Here is a 15,205-nt window from a genome sequence, read left to right on the forward strand (position 1 = left end):
GTGACGGGATAGCTCACATGTCGGTCCGGTAACGGAAGCCGAACCAGCAGGCCGCACACCCTTGACACCCTCATTGGTCTAGGCCAGGCTTCGTTCCACGATTGGTCCAGACCAAGACCGTCAACCTGGTCTAAACCATTAAAGACCACAAGTCCACTCCACGGGCAGGGTCCGGGAGCAAGGACTTTTCGGTGGCGAATCGCTGGCGAAAGACGGCAGGGGGGCGTGGGCCGGCATGTTGAGGAGGGTGACGTGAAGCGCACGGCGGTAGCGGTGCTGGCGGCGGCTGGCCTGGTGGCAAGCCTCGCCGCCTGCGGTTCTGACGATGGTGACGAAGAGGGCGACAAGGGCGGTGGCGCCAAGTCGTTCAAGGGCGAGACGCTCACCTTCTGGGCCATGGACGGCTCGACCCCTGACGACTGGCTGAAGGACGTCCAGGCCGAGTTCGAGAAGAAGACGGGCGCCAAGCTCGAATACAAGGTGCAGCAGTGGAACGGCATCCAGCAGAAGCTGACCACCGCGCTGTCCGAGGAGAGCCCGCCCGACGTGGTCGAGGTCGGCAACACCCAGACCCCCGCCTACGCGGCGACCGGCGGTCTGGCCGACCTCACCGAGCTGAAGGAGGAGATCGGCACCGAGTGGACCGAGTCCCTCAACGAGTCGTCGGTCTACGAGGGCGCGCAGTACGCGGTGCCGTGGTTCTTCGCCAACCGCGTGGTGATGTACAACAAGTCGATCTTCAAGGAAGCCGGCATCACGGAGATCCCCAAGACCCGTGACGACCTCTTCGCGGCGTTCGACAAGATCGAGAAGAACACCGACGCCGAGCCGATCTACATGCCCGGCCAGAACTGGTACTTCTTCGACGGGCTGCTCATCGGCCAGGACGCCGAGCTGGTGAAGCAGGACGGCGACAAGTGGGTCTCCAACCTCTCCGACCCCAAGGTCGGGGCGGCCATGGAGATCTACAAGCAGTACGCCGACTACTCCACGGCGCCCAAGGACAAGGACGAGGCCACCCCGCAGCAGGGCGAGGTCTTCGGCAAGGGCAAGACCGGCGCGATCATCGGCATGGGCTGGGAGTCCGGCATCGCCATCGAGGCGAGCAAGGACAAGAACTTCGAGAAGGAGATCGGCTACTTCACCATCCCCGGTGAGACCGCCGACACCCCCGAGAGCGTCTTCCTCGGCGGCTCCAACCTGGCCGTCGCCGCGGGCAGCGAGAAGCAGGAACTCGCCCAGGAGTTCCTGAAGATCGTGCTCTCCGACAAGCACGAGGGCGCCCTCGCGGCCGCCAACGGCGTGATCCCCAACAAGGAATCGCTGCTGTCGAAGCTGGAGGGCAACGAGGCGGCCGAGGCCGCGGCGCCCGCCGCCGCCGTCGGCGGCACCACCCCGCTCATCCCGGAGTGGGGCGCGGTGGAGAACACCCCCAACCCCATCAAGTCCTACATGACCGCCTACCTCAACGGTGACTCCCACGAGGAGGCCGCGAAGTCGGTCGAGGACGACCTCAACGAGCGCCTGGCGCAGGAGTAAGCCTCATCGGGCGGGCGGGACCGGGTACGACCCGGCCCCGCCCGCACCCGCGGGTCCGAAACCACCTCGTCCCGAAGAGATCGCCGCATCATGACTGTGCAGATACCGAGGCCGGCCGAGAAGGCCAAAGGCCGCGCCCGTACGACACCACCCCCACCGCCCGGACGCCACCGCAAGGCCCAGGGCTCCGCCGGCGCCCTCCCGTACCTGCTGCTGCTGCCCGCGCTGGTGCTCACCGCGGTGCTGCTCGGCTGGCCGCTGATCAAGAACGGCATCCTGTCGTTCCAGCAACTCGGTATGAAGGAGCTGATCCAGCACCTCACCGTATGGAACGGCGTCGACAACTACGCCGACGCCCTCGGCGGCGAGGACTTCTGGCGCGTCACGCTCCGGACGATCGTCTTCACCGCGGTCAACGTCGCGCTCATCATGCTGTTCGGCACCCTCGTCGGGCTGCTGCTCGCCCGGCTCGGCCGCAAGATGCGGCTCACCCTGCTGATGGCGCTCGTGCTCGCCTGGGCCATGCCCATCATCGCGGCCACCACCGTCTACCAGTGGCTGTTCGCGGAGCGCTACGGGGTCGTCAACTGGATCCTGGACAAGCTCGGCTGGCACTCGATGGCCGACTACTCCTGGACCAGCAGCCAGTTCTCCACCTTCTTCGTGATCACGGTGATGCTCGTCTGGACGTCGGTCCCGTTCGTGGCGATCAACCTCTACGCCGCCACGACCACGATCGCCAGGGAGCTGTACGAGGCGGCCGGGCTCGACGGCGCCGGCGCGTGGCGCACGTTCACCTCGGTGACCTTCCCGTTCATCAGGCCGTTCCTCCTCGCCACCACGTTCCTGGAGATCATCTGGATCTTCAAGGCGTTCCCGCACGTCTACGCGATCAACGGCGGCGGCCCCGACCGGCTCACCGAGACGCTGCCCGTCTACGCCTTCGTCGAGGGCGTCGGCAACCAGCACTACGGCATGGGCGCGGCCATCTCCGTACTCACCATCCTGGTCCTGATGGGGCTGACGTCGTACTACATCCGCTTGCTCATGAAGCAGGAGAGGGAAGACTCGTGAGGCGCTCGCTTTTCGGCCGCTTCTGGCCCAACGCGACGGCCGTGGTGCTGTTCGTCATCTTCCTCTTCCCCGTGTACTGGATGTTTGCCACGTCACTCAAGCCGACCGGCGACATCATCAGCGAGGACCCGGTCTGGTTCCCCCTGGACCCGACGTTCGAGCACTACCGCACGGCCTTCGACGCCGACAACTTCTGGAACTTCTGGAAGAACTCGCTCACGGTGACCCTGCTGGCGGTCGGCTTCTCGCTGCTCATCGCGCTGCTGGCGTCCTTCGCCATCGCGCGGATGCGCTTTCGGGGCCGTACCGGCCTCATCCTGGTCTTCATGTTCGCGCAGATGGCGCCCTGGGAGGTCATGGTCATCTCGGTGTACATGCTGGTGCGCGACGCCGACATGCTGAACAGCCTGGTGCCGCTCACGCTCTTCTACACCGTGATGGTGCTGCCGCTGACCATCCTGACCCTGCGCAACTTCGTGGCCGCGGTGCCCAAGGACCTGGAGGAGGCGGCCATGGTCGACGGCGCCACCCGGGTCCAGGCGTTCCGCAAGGTGATCTTCCCGCTGCTCGCGCCCGGCCTCATGGCCACCTCGCTCTTCGGCTTCATCACCGCCTGGAACGAGTTCCCGATGGTGCTGGTCCTCAACAAGGAGGCCGAGGCGCAGACTCTGCCGCTGTGGCTGTCCCAGTTCCAGACCCAGTTCGGCGACGACTGGGGCGCCACCATGGCCGCCGCGTCGCTCTTCGCCCTGCCCATCCTGCTGCTCTTCCTGTACCTGCAGCGCAAGGTCACCGCCGGCCTCACCGCCGGTGCCGTGAAGGGGTAGGACCTGTCTCTCCGGTCCCGCCCGCCCTGCGGGCGAACGACGGGACCGGAGAGACAGGTCCTCCCGTACCACCTCGTAAGCTGCGGCGGAACCACCCGCCGCGGGAAGGGACAGCACGACGGCCATGACGACACTCGCAGGGAGCACCGACACCCTGACCCGGGACGCCCTCGCCGTACTGCAGCCGAGCTTCCTGGGCACGACGCCCCCGGACTGGGTACTGCGCCGCCTCGACGAGGGCCTGACCGGCGTCGGGCTCTTCGGCCGCAACATCGAGAACCCCGAGCAGGTCGCCCGGCTCACCGCGCGGCTGCGCGACGCGCGGCCCGACGTGCTGGTGGCGATGGACGAGGAGGGCGGCGACGTCACCCGGCTCGAGGTGCGCACCGGCTCCTCGTTCCCCGGCAACCTCGCCCTCGGCGCGGTCGACGACCCCGGGCTGACCCGCGCCGTCGCCCGCGAGCTGGGCCGCCGGCTCGCCGAGGTCGGCGTCAACCTCGACTGGGCGCCGTCCGCCGACGTCAACTCCAACCCCGACAACCCGGTGATCGGCGCGCGTTCCTTCGGCGCCGACCCCGCGCTCGTCGCCCGGCACACCGCCGCGTACATCGAGGGCCTCCAGGACGCGGGCGTCAGCGCCTGCGCCAAGCACTTCCCCGGCCACGGCGACACCAACGTCGACTCGCACCACGCCATGCCGCGGATCGACGTCCCCGTCGACGTGCTGCGCGAGCGCGAGCTGGTGCCGTTCCGGGCCGCGGTCGCGGCCGGGACCAAGGCCGTGATGAGCGCGCACATCCTGCTGCCCGCGCTCCGCACCGACGTGCCCGCGACCGTGAGCCCCGCGGTGCTCACCGGCCTGCTGCGCGCCCCCGTCGCCGACGGCGGGCTCGGCTTCACCGGCCTGATCATCACGGACGCGCTGGAGATGCAGGCCATCGCCGCGACGTACGGCATCGAGGGCGGTGCGGTACGGGCCGTCGCGGCCGGCGCCGACGCGATGTGCATCGGCGCCCGCGGCGACGAGGAGATCGTGCTGCGCACCCGCGACGCCCTGGTGGCCGCGGTGCGCGGCGGGGACCTGCCCGAGGAGCGGCTCGCCGATGCCGCTGCCCGGGTACGGGCGCTGGCGGCCTGGTCGGCGTCCGCGGCGTCCGGCGCGGTGGAGGGGATCGCGCCGGACCCCGGCATCGGCCAGGCCGCGGCCCGCCGGGCGCTGCGCGTCACGGGGGCCGCGGGCTACGAGCCGCCGGCCGGACCGGTGTACGTCGCCGGCTTCACGCCGGTCGCCAGCATCGCGGTGGGTCAGGAGACCCCGTGGGGCGTCGGCGCGGAGCTGGAGCGCGCGCTGCCCGGCACCGAGTCCGCGGTCTTCGACGGCTCGTCGCTGGGCGCCGACGGCGGCGGAGGCGGCAAGGCGGCGAGCCGGGAGGGTTTGTCGGCGCTGACCGCAAATGTGCTCGCGGCAGCGGGTGATCGTAGGATCGTCGCAGTGGTGCGCGACGTCCACCGCCACCCCTGGATGGCGGACGCGCTCGACGCCCTGCTCGCCGCCCGTCCCGACACCGTCGTGGTGGAGATGGGCGTGCCGCAGGCGCCGCCGCGCGGGGCGCCGCACATCGCGACACACGGTGCCGCCCGCGTCTGCGGACGCGCCGCCGCGGAGGTCATCACCGGCAAGGGCGCCGGGGCCTGACCGCCACCCGCCCGTACCACCTGACACCGCATTACGGAGGCACCCCGCATGACTGCCGCCCAGCCGGGCCGGATCATGGCCGGCGAGATGGCCGAACAGCCCGAGGCCCTGCGCCGCGTCCTGGCGCACGGCGCCCCGGAGATCCGCAGGGTCGCCGAGGCGATCGCGGCCCGCTCGCCGCGCTTCGTCCTGCTCACCGCACGCGGCACGTCGGACAACGCCGCGCTGTACGCCAAGTACCTGCTGGAGATCCGGCTCGGCCTGCCGTGCGGGCTGACCTCGATGTCGACCACCACGGCGTACGAGGCCAGGCCCGACCTCACCGACGTGCTGGTGATCACCGTCAGCCAGTCCGGCGGCTCGCCCGACCTCGTCGCCTCCACCCGCGCCGCCCGCGAGGCCGGCGCCCTCACGCTGGCGGTGACCAACAACCCGGACTCGCCGCTGGCCGGCGTCAGCGAGTACCACATCGACGTCCAGGCGGGCCCGGAGAAGGCGCTGCCGGCGACCAAGACCTACACCGCCTCGCTGCTGGCGCTCTACCTCTTCGTCGAGGGCATGCGCGGCGGGCGCGGCGAGGCCGCCGCGGTGCTGCCGGAGCTGGCCGAGCAGATCCTCGCCCGGCAGGACGAGGTGAAGGCCCTGGCGCAGCGCTACCGCTTCGCCGAGCGGATGGTCCTCACCTCGCGCGGCTTCGGCTATCCGACGGCCAAGGAGGCGGCGCTGAAGCTGATGGAGACGTCGTACATCCCGGCGCTCTCCTACTCCGGCGCGGATCTGCTGCACGGCCCGCTGGCGATGGTCGACAACGTCTCGCCGGTCATCGCCATCGTCACCGACGGCCGCGGCGGCGAGGCGCTGCAGCCGGTCCTCGACCGGCTGCGGGACCGCGGCGCCGACCTCGTCGTCATCGGCCCGCAGGCGCAGGTCGACGCCGCCGCGGGGGGCTTCGCGCTGCCCACGGCGGGGGTGGCGGAGGAGGTGCAGCCGATCCTGGAGATCCTGCCGCTGCAACTGCTCGCGTACGAGGTCACCATCGCCCGCGGCCAGGACCCGGACGCCCCGCGCTCGCTGGCGAAGGTCACGGAGACCCGCTGATCGTCCGATCCGGAACGGGCCGCGGCCCCGGCTCTCCCGCGGAGCCGGGGCCGCGGCCCGTAGGACGTGCTACAGCAGTACGCCGCCGGAGACGTCGACGTACGTACCCGTGAGCACCTTGGCGTCGCCGGAGACCAGATACGCCACCGTGTCCGCGACCTCGCTGACGTCGGGGATCCGGCCGAGCGGCGACATCGCCGCCATGCCCGCCTTCGCGTCGTCGTTGTCGCGCAGCCAGGCCGCGTTCATGTCGGTGTCCAGGGCGCCGGGCGCGACCGCGTTGACGGTGATGCCCCGCTCGCCCACGGACTTCGACAGGAACTTGGTGAAGGCGTCGACCGCGCTCTTCGTCATCGTGTACGCCAGCAGCGTCGGCATCAGCGCCGCGTGCGTGGCCACCGTGGAGACGTTGACGATGCGCCCGCCGTCGCGCAGCCGGGACAGCCCCAGCTTGGTGACGAAGAACGGCGCCTTGGTGTTCACCGCGAAGAGCCGGTCGAACTCGGCCTCGTCGGTGTCCTCGATGAGCGCCTGCAGCGCCACCCCCGCGTTGTTGACGAGGATGTCGAGCCCGTCCGCGTGCCGGTCGAACTCCGCCCACAGCGCCGCCGCGTCACCCGGCACGCCCAGTTCGGCTCTGATCGCGAACGCCTCACCGCCGGCCGCCTCGATCGCGGCGACCGTCTCCTTCGCCGCCGCCTCGTTGCTGCCGTAGTGCACGGCGACCCGCGCGCCGTCCCGCCCCAGCCGCTCCGCGATCGCCCTGCCGATCCCGCGGCTCGCGCCCGTGACCAGTGCCGTCTTGCCAGTGAGCGCGCCCATGGCGGCGCCCCCTTTCTGTAAAGGTCGCTACAGAAAGGACCGTATCACATTGTCTAGCGGGCGCTATAGAATTGTTTCCATGGCCACCAAGCAGCGCGGGCGCCCCCGCTCCTTCGACCGCGACGAAGCGCTGGAGAAGGCCCTGTACGCCTTCTGGCAGCACGGCTACGAGGCCACCTCCGTCGCCGATCTCACCCGTGTCCTCGGCATCGGCGCGCCCAGCCTCTACGCCGCCTTCGGGGACAAGAAGGCGCTCTTCGACGCCGCTGTCGAGGCGTACGCGACGACCGACAACGGCACGTTCATCGACCGCGCGCTGGCCGAGGAGCCCACCGCCGTCGCCGCCTTCAGCCGCATCCTGCGCGAGGCCGCCGTCGGGTACACCGCGCCGGACCGCCCCCGCGGCTGCATGGTGCTCAGCGTCGGCGTGAGCGCCACCACCCCCGAGGTGGTGACCAAGATGCGCGAGCTGCGCGCCCTGAACCTCGCCGCCATGACCGCGCGCGTCCAGGCCGACGTGACCGCGGGCGTGCTGCCGCCCGGGACCGACGCACAGAAGCTCGCGAGCTACGCGGGGGCCGTCCTCCAGGGCATGTCCGCGCAGGCCAGGGACGGTGCCGACCGGGAGCTGCTGATGCGGGTGGCGGAGGTCGCCGCGGCGGGCTTCGCGGCGTCGGCGGAGGGCGGCCAAGTCGGTGCGTCCGGGGCGTAGACAGCCGGGAGTGGTCTAGTCCACAATGCTTGTCAGGCTTCCGCCCCTTCCGCACGACGGGGCGGAACGAGGCCCGAGACGTTCTCTGCCCTGACTGCGTCCCGGCCTCCTCACCGGCTGCGACGCCGCGGGGCCGCACACTTCGCGGCGCGCGCACCGGTGCTTGGCTCCGGGCCGCGGTGCCGGACGGGTTGAGGGTCCCGGTCCAGGCACCGCGGCCCGAAGTGCGTTCCGGCCCGCGGCCCGCACCGCCGGCGCCGGCGGCTTCGCCGCGGCGGGCTTCGGGTGCTTCGCGGCCCCGCCGGTAGGCTCCAGGTGTGCCGTCCATGAACGAACTCGTCCGCCGGCACACGGCGCTGAGCGAGACCGACCTGGAGTGGCTGCACCTCCTCGTATCGGAGTGGCAGTTGCTCGCCGACCTGTCCTTCGCCGACCTCGTGCTCTGGGTCCCGACCGTCGACGGCGCCCGTTACGTCTCCGTGGCGCAGATGCGCCCGAACACCGGCCCCACCTCGTACCAGGACGACATGGTCGGCCACACCGTCCCGCGCGGCCGGCGCCCCATGCTCGACGCGGCCCTCGACGAGGGCCGGATCGTGCGCGAGGGCGACCCGGAGTGGCGCGAGGAGGTGCCCGTACGGATCGAATCCATCCCCGTGCGCCGGGAGAGCCGCGTCCTGGGCGTCATCGCCCGCAACACCAACCTGCTGACCGTGCGCACCCCCAGCCGGCTGGAGCTGACGTATCTCCAGAGCGCCTCCGACCTCGCGCAGATGATCGCCGCAGGCGCGTTCCCCTACCCCGGGCAGCAGGGCGACACGGAGACCTCGCCGCGCGTCGGCGACGGGCTCATCCGCCTCGACGCGGAGGGCATCGTGCAGTACGCCTCGCCCAACGCGCTCTCCGCCTACCACCGCCTCGGCCAGGCCGCCGACCTCGTCGGCCGGCACCTCGGCCAGGCCACCTCGGAGCTGGCCGTCAGCAAGGAGCCGGTGGACGAGGCGCTGGTCAAGCTCGCCAGCGGGTGGGCGCCGCGGGAGGCGGAGGTGGAGGGCAACGGCGGCGTCATCCAGTTGCGCGCGATCCCGCTGAAGCCGCGCGGGACGCGCATCGGGTCGCTGGTGCTGCTGCGCGACGTCACCGAGATCCGGCGGCGCGAGCGCGAGTTGATGACCAAGGACGCCACGATCCGCGAGATCCACCACCGGGTGAAGAACAACCTGCAGACCGTCGCCGCCCTGCTGCGGCTCCAGTCGCGCCGGCTGGCCGCCGAGGATCCCGACGGGCGGGCGCGGGCGGCGCTGGACGAGGCGGTGCGGCGGGTCGGCTCGATCGCCATCGTGCACGAGACGCTGTCGCAGAACCTGGACGAGACCGTGGAGTTCGACGAGATCGCCGACCGGGTGGTGGCGATGGTGGCGGAGATCAATCCCGGCCGGGTGACGGGACGCCGCACCGGCCGCTTCGGCGTGCTCAAGGCGGAGGTCGCCACGCCGCTGTCCATGGTGCTCACCGAGGTGCTGCAGAACGCCCTGGAACACGGCTTCGGGCCGGGGGAGTCGGGGCGGGTGGAGGTCACCGCGCTGCGCTCCAGCGGGCGGCAGGACAACCGGCTGCTGGTCACCGTGCAGGACGACGGGCGGGGGCTGCCGGAGGGGTTCGACCCGGCGACGTCCGGGAGCCTCGGGCTGCAGATCGTACGCACGCTGGTCGAGGGGGAGTTGGCGGGCACGTTCTCGATGGCGCGGGCGCCGGAGGGGGGCACGCGGGTGGTGTTCGACATCCCCGTGCAACCCGAAAAGCGCTGACGCGCCGGGGGGTTGCGGGTACGGAGGTGGACGCCGCGGGTTGACGGGCGGGCCCACGGCGGCATCGGGGCAGCAAAAAGCCCCGGGCCATCCGGCTCCGGGGCTCTGCGGTGACTCGTGGTGCGGCTTTGCGGCTGCTGCGCTGCGGCTCGGGGAGAGCGGCGCCGTGGGACCCACGGCGCCTTGGCGCATCCGGGGGGTGTCGGGTCAGGCGCTGGCCCTGCGCGCCCGGTTGCGCGCGGCGCGGCGCTTCATCGCGCGGCGCTCGTCCTCGCTGAGGCCACCCCAGACACCGGAGTCCTGACCGGACTCCAGCGCCCACTGCAGGCACTGCTCCATCACGGGGCAGCGACGGCAGACGGCCTTGGCTTCCTCGATCTGCAGCAGAGCAGGACCGGTGTTGCCGATCGGGAAGAAGAGCTCGGGGTCTTCCTCGCGGCAAACGGCGCTGTGACGCCAGTCCATGACTGCTCCATCTCTTCGCGTTGCTGTCAGTTGCTTGTGAATGTGAACGCTTTCACGAATCCTCCGACAAGTGAAGGGGTCGAACCAGATTTCCGGTGTGACCTTCAACATGTGGAGGGGGCGAGTGCGCCGGAGGTGAGGTCCCCTGAGGGGAAGGCGCTCCAGCCGCCATGAAGAGGTTCGCAAACCTCAGCTTCGGATACAACCCCTTCCGGGAAGTTTCTTTGGATTCCTTGGTCTCAGTTGACAAAGGGCCCCACTTCCAGGGGGTGAGGCGCAGCCTAAACGTTCGACTGGAAGGACTTTCGGGCCTTCCACTCACACAATCACACGCAGTGCGCGCCGTACGCCTGTGAAGGTCACGCTCGTACGCAGCCCTAGGTGGTCACCGTCCATCTGGAAGGGCAGTGGGGCCTGTGATTCCAAGGTGAAGTCGGTGAGATCGTGCAGGGACGCCGCGTGCTTGCCGTGCGGCCCGCGCTCCGGCGACGAGGTGAGTAGCTGGGTGCCGTAGCGCAGCAGCGACGGCGTGGAGAGCCGGGCGAGTCCGAGCACGTCGAGGGCGGTGTCGAAGGACGCGCCGGGGGTCGCGTAGAGGGGGCGGTTGCCCAGGTAGCTCCACGGCGAGGTGTTGCAGACGAGCGAGAGGACCAGGCCCTCGACGGGGTCACCGTCCGGGCGCCGCAGCGTGATCGTGCCGTGCCTGCGGTCGCCCTCGCCGAGCCACTGGCGCAGCAACTGCCGTACGTAGAGCGGGTGGGTGGACTTCTTGCCGCGCTCGCGCTTCTGCTCGACACGGCCGACGACGCCCGCGTCGAACCCCATGCCGGCGCAGAACGTGAACCAGCGCGCCGGCGCGCCCTCGTCGTCGGTGTCCGGGGTGCCGGAGGCGAGCCCGAGGCCGACGGTGCGCTCGCTGCCGGAGTGCATGGCGTCGAGCAGCGCGCCGGTGGCCTCGACCGCGTCGTTGGGCAGGCCGAGGGCGCGCGCGAAGACGTTCGTGGAACCACCGGGGACGACGGCGAGCCGGGGCAGGTCCTCGGGCGCGGGGCCGCGGTGCAGCAGGCCGTTGACGACCTCGTTGACCGTGCCGTCGCCGCCGAGGGCGACGACGATGTCGACCTCGCCGCTGTCCGCCGCGTGCCGGGCGACGTCGCGGGCGTGGCCCCGGTACTCGGTGGTGACCGTCTCCAGCTTCAGGTCGCTGGCGAGTGCGTGGATCAGCACGTCGCGGGTCCGGGCACTGGTGTCGGTGGCGGCGGGATTCACCACGAGGAGCGCACGCATGGCATGCAGGTTACCTACCGAAAAGTAGAGGGGCCCAGCCCCGGCGTAGCGGGTACCGGGGCCCCAGTAGGCTGGAGAGCATGAGCGGAACGCAGGGCCGGGGCGGGCGGAAGCAGGCGGCCGGGCCCGAGCGGGAGAAGACGGACGGGGCCGGGCGGAAGCCCGATCCCGGGAAGAACACCGGGGCCGGCAAGGCCGCGAAGAGCGGCGGGGCGGGCAAGGGGGCGCCGGCCGCCGAGGCCGCTCAGTCGGGCACGACGGACAAGGCGAGCCGGGCCACGGAGGACCCGGCGGCCGGCAGGGCCGCGTCGGATGCGGCCGGGACGGCCGCCGGGGAGAAGGGGCCGCGGCCGCCGCGGGTGACCGTCGCCGCCGTACTCACCGCGGTCGAGGGGATCGTCATCGCCGCCCTCGGGGGCTACGAGCTGGTGCTCGGAATCGTCGGCGAACCGGACAGCACCCGCCAGGCCGTCTTCGGCGGGCTCACCGTGCTCGCGCTCGCCGTGCTGCCGCTGGCCGCCGCGCTCGGTCTGTGGCGGCAGCGCCGCTGGAGCCGGGGGCCCTCGATGATCACGCAGATCCTGGCGCTGCCGGTGGCCTTCGCGATGGTGTCGACGGGCGGCACGATGCTGGCGCTGGGGCTCGTGCTGGGTGTGGTCGCGGTGGGGGCGCTCGTGTGCGTGCTCAGCCCGAGCACGGCGGAGGCGCTGGGCGTGGGCCCGAGCCGGACGGCGTAGCACCGCGGCACGGGCCGGGGGAGGCCCGTACGCCCGCGTGCGGGCCTCGGCATGCGGCCCGTACGGCACGAGGAGTCCTCGGCGGTCCCGCAGGGCTCCGGGGATGCTCACGGCGCCGGAGAGCGGCGCACGGCGCCTCGCGGGTCACGGCGGGGCGCACGCGCCCCGCCGCTCACTCCTCGACGAGCAGCCGCTCGCGCAACTGCGCCAGCGTCCGCGCCAGCAGCCGGGAGACGTGCATCTGCGAGATGCCGACCTCCTGGGCGATCTGGGACTGGGTCATGTTCCCGAAGAAGCGGAGCAGCAGGATCTTCTTCTCCCGCGGCGGCAGCTCCTCCAGCAGCGGCTTGAGGGACTCGCGGTACTCGACGCCCTCCAGGGCGTCGTCCTCCGCGCCGAGGGTGTCGGCGACGGCCGGCGACTCGTCGTCGGTGTCGGGGACGTCGAGGGAGAGGGTGGAGTACGCGTTCGCCGACTCCAGGCCCTCCAGGACCTCTTCCTCGGAGATGTTGAGCTTCTGCGCCAGCTCGTGCACCGTCGGTGCCCGGCCGTGGAGCTGGGAGAGCTCGGCGGTGGCGGAGGTGAGCGACAGCCGCAGCTCCTGCAGCCGCCGCGGCACCCGCACCGCCCAGCCCTTGTCGCGGAAGTGGCGCTTGATCTCGCCGACGACCGTGGGGGTCGCATACGTCGAGAACTCCACGCCGCGGTCGGGGTCGAAGCGGTCCACGGACTTGATCAGGCCGATGGTGGCGACCTGCGTGAGGTCGTCCAGCGGCTCCCCGCGGTTGCGGAAGCGGCGGGCCAGGTGCTCCACGAGCGGCAGGTGCATCTGCACGAGGGCGTTCCGCAGCTCGGCGTGCTCGGAGGAGTCCGCGGGCAGCTTGCGCAGCTCGTAGAACATCGCCCGCGCGCCGCTGCGGTCCTGCGGTTCACGCCTGTCGTGCTGCTGCAGTCCGTCCATGTGGTCCGCCCGCTCTCGCTCCGCCGCGGCCAGCCGGCCCTCGTCTCGCATCGGAACGCCCCTGACGTACGTCACGTCAGCCCCGGCGCCGCGCCGCGCTCCTTGAGCAGGCTGATCGTGACCGTGCGGTCGTCGCCCACGGTCGCGTCCACCCTGCCGGCGAGCGCGGACAGCACGGTCCACGCGAAGGTGTCGCGCTCGGGCGCCCGGCCGTCGGTGGTCGGTGCCGACACCGTCACCAGCAGCGCGTCGTCCCCGAGCTGGAAGACGCAGGTGAGAACGGAGCCGGGAACGGCTTGCTGGAGGAGGATCGCGCAGGCCTCGTCGACCGCGATGCGCAGATCCTCGATCTCGTCGAGCGTGAAGTCCAGGCGGGCAGCGAGCCCTGCCGTGGCGGTGCGGAGCACCGATAGGTACGCCCCCGCAGCCGGCAGCCGGACTTCGACGAAGTCCTTCGGACTGGGCTCGCCTTCGAACTGGGACACCCTCACCTCCAAGGTGCGTGGCGACTCTCTGCCATGGGAACGCCGGCCTGCCCCCCGTCACTGGGAGTAACGGACCGGCGTGGCAAATCGTTCGCCTGCGACGCTACCGCGTGCGATGAGCTGCTGTCTCCTGGTCCGGAGAAGGCCACCCCATCCCGCGGCTGTCACTAATAGTAAACCCTGATTACGCTCCGTGGCTAGGGCTTTTCTCGTCCCAATTCCCGTGCGGTCACTCCGGGTTGCCATTATGGCAGGGCCCACCGACAACCGCCGACCGGCTTCCCTCGTCCGGGCGACACCCGCGTTCAGCCGGTGACGACCGCCGCGACCGCCGAGCCCCGCGGGAAGACCCCCTCGGCGGCGAGGGCGACGACGGCGTAGAGCATCTTGGCGACGTACACCGGTTCGGGGACGAGGTCGTGGCGGGCGGCGAAGTCGGCGGCGAAGGCGTCGAGTTCGGGGGTGCGGCGGGCGAAGCCGCCGAAGTGGAAGCCGTCCGCGAGGTGCCAGTCGCCGCGCCGTCCGCCGAAGGCCGCGGTCTGCAGCCGCTCGACGTCGGCGCCGAGGAAGCCGCCCTTGAGGACGGGTATGCCTATCGCCCGTGCGCCCGCGGGCAGCCCGGCGGCCAGCCCCGCGAGCGTGCCGCCCGTGCCGCAGGCGACGACGGCGGTCTGCGCCGCGCCGGCCAGTTCGCGGCCGAGGGCGGCGCAGCCGCGTACCGCCGCGGCGTTGCTGCCGCCCTCCGGGATGAGCTGGAAGTCACCGAAGTCCGCGCGCAGCTCGGCGTGGTAGGCGGGGTCCGCGCGCCGCCGGTACGTGGCGCGCGGCACGAAGTGCAGCCGCATGCCGTCCGCCGCGGCCCGCGCGAGGGAGCCGTTGAGCGGGCGGTCCGCCAGCTCGGCGCCGCGGACCACGCCGATGGTGCGGATGCCCAGCAGCCGGCCCGCGGCGGCGGTGGCCCGCAGGTGGTTGGAGTACGCCCCGCCGAACGTCAGCAGCGGGCGGCCGTCCCCGGCGGGGGAGCCGGCCGCGCGCCCCTCCAGGTTCGGCGCCAGCTTGCGCCACTTGTTGCCCGGCAGCGCCGGGTGGATCAGGTCGTCCCGCTTGAGCAGCAGCCGGACGCCGCGGGCGGCGAGGCGGTCGTCGGCGATCTCCTCCAGCGGCGAGGGCAGCCGGGGCCGGAGCGCGGCGAGCCGCCCGCCGGAGGGTGGGCCGGCGGGCGGCTGGTCGTCGGGCGGCGGGGCCGCGGGCCCGGCGGGCTCTGGCGCGTACACGGGACGCTCTTCGGTGGCCGGTCGGGGCCGGTGCCGGGCCTTCGGCCCGGAGCGCCGCGGGGCCGGCCGCGGGGCCCGTCCCGGCTCAGCCGCGGGTGAGGAAACCGTCGCCGTGCTGAGCGATGTGGGCGTGGACGGCCTGGAGGGCGTCCTGCACCTCCTGCGGCGAACCGCTGCCCCGCTGCTCGTTGAAGTAGGCCGCACCGAGGCGGCGCAGGAGGGCCTGGCCCTCGCGCTGCGCCTGCACCTCCCCGACCTTCTCCTTGCCCTGGTTCAGCGCGGTCTCCGCCTTCTCCTTCGCGCGGTCGAGAAAGCCTGCCATGTGTGTCTCCTGACGTATTGCCGAACGTTTGGGGTGAATTCTTACGCTGTTGCCGCTATGGGCCCAAGTATCCCGCGCGTTTCTTATTGGATCAACGG

15 protein-coding genes are annotated in these 15,205 nt (G+C 71.7%); 8 read left to right on the forward strand and 7 right to left on the reverse strand.

The window, feature by feature from the left end; all coding sequences use genetic code 11:
• Positions 1-252 precede the first annotated feature (252 nt).
• The 5 genes from DMB38_RS24650 to DMB38_RS24670 all read left to right on the forward strand — a co-directional run bounded on the left by DMB38_RS24650 (position 253) and on the right by DMB38_RS24670 (position 6,234).
• A complete protein-coding gene (locus DMB38_RS24650) occupies positions 253-1,539 on the forward strand; it encodes an extracellular solute-binding protein (protein WP_125936983.1) in 1,287 nt (428 codons plus the stop codon).
• A 90-nt stretch (positions 1,540-1,629) separates the two neighbouring features.
• Positions 1,630-2,613, forward strand: coding sequence for a sugar ABC transporter permease (locus tag DMB38_RS24655; RefSeq protein WP_125936984.1), 984 nt, complete (start codon positions 1,630-1,632; stop codon positions 2,611-2,613).
• Complete coding sequence (locus DMB38_RS24660; RefSeq protein ID WP_125936985.1) at positions 2,610-3,440, forward strand: carbohydrate ABC transporter permease; 831 nt, start codon at positions 2,610-2,612, stop codon at positions 3,438-3,440. The genes DMB38_RS24655 and DMB38_RS24660 overlap by 4 nt, the downstream gene beginning before the upstream one ends.
• Before the next feature lie 124 nt (positions 3,441-3,564).
• A complete protein-coding gene (locus tag DMB38_RS24665; RefSeq protein ID WP_125936986.1) occupies positions 3,565-5,136 on the forward strand; it encodes a glycoside hydrolase family 3 N-terminal domain-containing protein in 1,572 nt (523 codons plus the stop codon).
• A 48-nt stretch (positions 5,137-5,184) separates the two neighbouring features.
• The gene (locus DMB38_RS24670; protein ID WP_125936987.1) at positions 5,185-6,234 is read left to right on the forward strand and encodes an SIS domain-containing protein; all 1,050 of its coding nucleotides are present in this window, start codon (positions 5,185-5,187) and stop codon (positions 6,232-6,234) included.
• 69 nt (positions 6,235-6,303) lie between these two features.
• On the opposite strand, the gene DMB38_RS24675 is transcribed toward DMB38_RS24670, so the two are convergent.
• Positions 6,304-7,056 carry an SDR family oxidoreductase gene (locus DMB38_RS24675; RefSeq protein WP_047017967.1) on the reverse strand — a complete coding sequence of 251 codons (753 nt, stop codon included), beginning with the start codon at positions 7,054-7,056 and terminating at the stop codon, positions 6,304-6,306.
• Between the two features lie 79 nt (positions 7,057-7,135).
• Between DMB38_RS24675 and DMB38_RS24680 the strand changes: the two genes are divergently transcribed.
• Both DMB38_RS24680 and DMB38_RS24685 read left to right on the forward strand, forming a co-directional pair.
• Entirely contained in the window at positions 7,136-7,768 is a 633-nt protein-coding gene (locus DMB38_RS24680) for a TetR/AcrR family transcriptional regulator (protein WP_125936988.1), read from the forward strand.
• Positions 7,769-8,094: 326 nt separating this feature from the next.
• Positions 8,095-9,576 carry a PAS domain-containing sensor histidine kinase gene (locus DMB38_RS24685; protein ID WP_125936989.1) on the forward strand — a complete coding sequence of 494 codons (1,482 nt, stop codon included), beginning with the start codon at positions 8,095-8,097 and terminating at the stop codon, positions 9,574-9,576.
• 207 nt (positions 9,577-9,783) lie between these two features.
• Here the strand turns inward: DMB38_RS24685 and DMB38_RS24690 are convergent, their stop codons facing one another.
• The gene (locus DMB38_RS24690) at positions 9,784-10,041 is read right to left on the reverse strand and encodes a WhiB family transcriptional regulator (RefSeq protein WP_018835069.1); all 258 of its coding nucleotides are present in this window, start codon (positions 10,039-10,041) and stop codon (positions 9,784-9,786) included.
• Between the two features lie 318 nt (positions 10,042-10,359).
• The gene (locus DMB38_RS24695) at positions 10,360-11,328 is read right to left on the reverse strand and encodes a diacylglycerol kinase family protein (protein WP_125936990.1); all 969 of its coding nucleotides are present in this window, start codon (positions 11,326-11,328) and stop codon (positions 10,360-10,362) included.
• Positions 11,329-11,408: 80 nt separating this feature from the next.
• Between DMB38_RS24695 and DMB38_RS24700 the strand changes: the two genes are divergently transcribed.
• On the forward strand, positions 11,409-12,065 hold the full coding sequence (locus tag DMB38_RS24700; RefSeq protein ID WP_125936991.1) for a hypothetical protein: 657 nt from the start codon (positions 11,409-11,411) through the stop codon (positions 12,063-12,065).
• A gap of 172 nt (positions 12,066-12,237) precedes the next feature.
• Here DMB38_RS24700 and DMB38_RS24705 read toward each other — a convergent pair whose 3' ends face one another.
• The 4 genes from DMB38_RS24705 to DMB38_RS24720 all read right to left on the reverse strand — a co-directional run bounded on the left by DMB38_RS24705 (position 12,238) and on the right by DMB38_RS24720 (position 15,107).
• Positions 12,238-13,209 (reverse strand): RNA polymerase sigma factor SigF, encoded by a 972-nt coding sequence (locus DMB38_RS24705; protein ID WP_240662448.1) that lies wholly within the window; start codon positions 13,207-13,209, stop codon positions 12,238-12,240.
• Positions 13,098-13,511 (reverse strand): anti-sigma regulatory factor, encoded by a 414-nt coding sequence (locus DMB38_RS24710; RefSeq protein ID WP_027753975.1) that lies wholly within the window; start codon positions 13,509-13,511, stop codon positions 13,098-13,100. Before DMB38_RS24710 ends, DMB38_RS24705 begins: the two co-directional genes overlap by 112 nt.
• 305 nt (positions 13,512-13,816) lie before the next feature.
• Positions 13,817-14,785, reverse strand: coding sequence for a pyridoxal-phosphate dependent enzyme (locus DMB38_RS24715; RefSeq protein ID WP_125936992.1), 969 nt, complete (start codon positions 14,783-14,785; stop codon positions 13,817-13,819).
• A gap of 85 nt (positions 14,786-14,870) precedes the next feature.
• Complete coding sequence (locus DMB38_RS24720; RefSeq protein ID WP_037740986.1) at positions 14,871-15,107, reverse strand: hypothetical protein; 237 nt, start codon at positions 15,105-15,107, stop codon at positions 14,871-14,873.
• Positions 15,108-15,205: the final 98 nt, after the last annotated feature.

The sequence above is a fragment of the Streptomyces sp. WAC 06738 genome (genome assembly GCF_003945505.1).
Taxonomy (GTDB): domain Bacteria; phylum Actinomycetota; class Actinomycetes; order Streptomycetales; family Streptomycetaceae; genus Streptomyces.

Excerpts from the sequence above, each read along its gene's own strand:
- DMB38_RS24655 (WP_125936984.1), top strand. The coding sequence starts at position 1,630 with ATGACTGTGCAGATACCGAGGCCGGCCGAGAAGGCCAAAGGCCGCGCC.
- DMB38_RS24665 (WP_125936986.1), top strand. The coding sequence starts at position 3,565 with ATGACGACACTCGCAGGGAGCACCGACACCCTGACCCGGGACGCCCTC.
- DMB38_RS24670 (WP_125936987.1), top strand. The coding sequence starts at position 5,185 with ATGACTGCCGCCCAGCCGGGCCGGATCATGGCCGGCGAGATGGCCGAA.
- DMB38_RS24675 (WP_047017967.1), bottom strand. The coding sequence starts at position 7,056 with ATGGGCGCGCTCACTGGCAAGACGGCACTGGTCACGGGCGCGAGCCGC.
- DMB38_RS24680 (WP_125936988.1), top strand. The coding sequence starts at position 7,136 with ATGGCCACCAAGCAGCGCGGGCGCCCCCGCTCCTTCGACCGCGACGAA.
- DMB38_RS24685 (WP_125936989.1), top strand. The coding sequence starts at position 8,095 with ATGAACGAACTCGTCCGCCGGCACACGGCGCTGAGCGAGACCGACCTG.
- DMB38_RS24690 (WP_018835069.1), bottom strand. The coding sequence starts at position 10,041 with ATGGACTGGCGTCACAGCGCCGTTTGCCGCGAGGAAGACCCCGAGCTC.
- DMB38_RS24695 (WP_125936990.1), bottom strand. The coding sequence starts at position 11,328 with ATGCGTGCGCTCCTCGTGGTGAATCCCGCCGCCACCGACACCAGTGCC.
- DMB38_RS24700 (WP_125936991.1), top strand. The coding sequence starts at position 11,409 with ATGAGCGGAACGCAGGGCCGGGGCGGGCGGAAGCAGGCGGCCGGGCCC.
- DMB38_RS24720 (WP_037740986.1), bottom strand. The coding sequence starts at position 15,107 with ATGGCAGGCTTTCTCGACCGCGCGAAGGAGAAGGCGGAGACCGCGCTG.